Origin of the sequence: Mordavella massiliensis (assembly GCF_016902415.1) — a bacterium.
GTDB lineage: Bacteria > Bacillota > Clostridia > Lachnospirales > Lachnospiraceae > Merdimonas > Merdimonas faecigallinarum.
Genome location: NZ_JACJLV010000091.1, coordinates 1 through 2445, shown reverse-complemented (window position 1 = coordinate 2445; position 2445 = coordinate 1). Strand labels below are relative to the sequence as shown.

Genomic DNA, 2445 nt, shown 5'->3' with positions numbered 1-2445 from the left:
AATATATGGTGCTTACAGATGAAGATTTTGGAAAGGCATATTTGACGGAAGGCTATGCCGCCAGATTCTTAATAAAATTATTTCAATCATATACAATCCTTTTTATTGGATATAGTTATAGAGATACCATTTTACGTTATTTAACACGTGCTATGGACAGGCTCCCTGAAAAGACAAGGTTTATCTTAACAGATGAAGAACAGTCAGATTGGAAGCTGCTTGGATTAACGCCTATCTATTTTCCGTCTAAGAATTACGGAAAAATGAGAGAAGGGCTTATTAAACTTGGTCAAAGAGCCAAAAGAGGCTTGCTTGATTGGGATAATATGATTAAAGAATTTAAGAGTGAGCCGCCGCGGGATATTGCATTAGATACAGAGATTGATTATTGTTTGGATAGTGTGGAAAGATCACGAGTTTTGGCGAATAACATTCATGGGAAAGAGTGGATTTTAGCATTAAACGAGAAAGGTGTTTTTGACAATCTGTTTATGCCAGAGGCGGTTCTGTCAGAGAAAGATCAAATCTGGATGCAATGGATTGTTGATGAGTGTTTGGGAAAAGAGAATGAGACTTTTAAAATCTTATATTTAAATAATGGCAATAAGATTCATTTCCAATTTGCATCGCTAATACTTAGAAAACTCGAATTAGGTAATGATAGCATTCCAGATGTTGTATATAAAGAGTATATAATTGTTTTAGATTCTTACATAACAGATTCCTGGACAATATTACGATTGATAGAAATTTTATCAAAACGTGGGATGTATTCTCTTTGTTACAAATTGTTTGTGAAATATTTTGAAGTTCAATTTGTGTTTAAGAATAATGCATTTGGCAGTAAGGATGGAATTGCATATAAGCATAGATTCAGAGGAGAACAATGTCAAATTGAGGAATCATGGAAACGCTGTAAAGAACAATTTTTAAATTCTTATGCTGAACAATTTTTATATTTTGTAAAAGAAACCATCTTAATTCTGCATAATACGTACTTGCTTTTAAACGGAGAAGACAAACCAGAACCATGGGAAATGGCTATGCTTGTGATAGAGGATAGAGAGGACTATTCCAGACAAAATCCGCTCTATTTCTTATGCACTATTTTTTGTGAAAGTTGTAAGCTTCTGGAATGCAAACATCCAGAGCGAATGAAAGTATTTTTAGAAAGCTGTTTAAGGGAATCCTCTGCTTTGTTAAAAAAGCTATGTTTAAAGGCATTAAGGGAATGTGAAAGAATCTCTTCATGCGATAAATTTGATATATTTATAAATAATTCTTCTATTTCTTTTTTTGAAGGGAAAGAGCAGATATTTTTATTGATCGAGAAAATATTTAATGATTTAACGGAAGATAAACAAAAGAAGTTGATAGATGAAATTGAGGCTCTGGATACGCATGTCAGTGAATACCCTATATATAATTGGTGTGTATGGATCAAGAAATTCTGTAGTACTAACGATAGAATAAATGAATTAGAAAAAGAAATATTGTCTCGAAATCATTTTGAACCACGTCAGCATCCAGAACGAGATATTGACATGGGAGAAGCTGTATGGTCTGGTGATCAAAGTCCTATTACACAAGAGCAAATGCTTGAATCTGATTTGCAACAGCTTGTCGATTTACTAAACAACTACAATGAAGATCCATTTGAGGGTCCAACCAGGTGGGGAATGCTGAAGACATTTTCTGAGTGCATTAAAAGTGATTACGAGTGGACGTCAAAAATTATAAAAATATTCATTGATGGGTGTATCGAGAAAGAGGATGCATGGCAAAGATTATTGATCGGTATCCAAGACTCAAATTTTAAAGTAGATCAGTTGATCGCTTTGATTGATCGGTTTGCTGCAAAGATGGAGATTGTAAAAGATATTTGTGGGTTGTCTGAAATATTTTTAAAAATAGTAAAAAGCGAAGAAACGAAAAAACGATTTATTACTATAGAAAATAAATTGTTTGGAATTGCTGATACGATTTGGAATTATCGGCAGGAAGATTTTGTTCAGTCTGACAGATTAATAGAAACGGCGATGAATACCGGTTTGGGAAATATTTTGCGTAGCAGTATTTATATGCTTTCTTATTGTGATGAGACCCAAGGAATTCCAGAAAGATATAAAAGTTTTTGGGAAAAGAATTTATTGTTAGAAGGGAAAGAGAAGAATATTGTATTATGCATATTGGCTGGTTATTTCAATTTTTTGTATTTAAGGGATCAGGAATGGTGCACGGATAAGTTTGCTGAAATATTAAGTGGAATAGATCAACAATCCTTTGTGGCTGCATGGGAAGGGATAGTTTACTTTTCGCGGTATTTAAATAAAGATGTGGCAGATGTTATGGGGCCAATATATTTGAGAGCGGTCAAGAATCTTAATTGGCTGGAAGGAGAAGCCAGAAGAGGTTTTATAGACTTATATTTGCTTCTTTTGATAT

The 2445-nt window shown here is 33.6% G+C and carries 1 protein-coding gene; it reads left to right on the top strand.

Annotation, left to right across the window (positions count from 1 at the left end):
• The coding region (locus H6A13_RS12785) for an SIR2 family protein (protein WP_204909922.1) at positions 1–2445 on the top strand (2445 nt) is incomplete at both ends.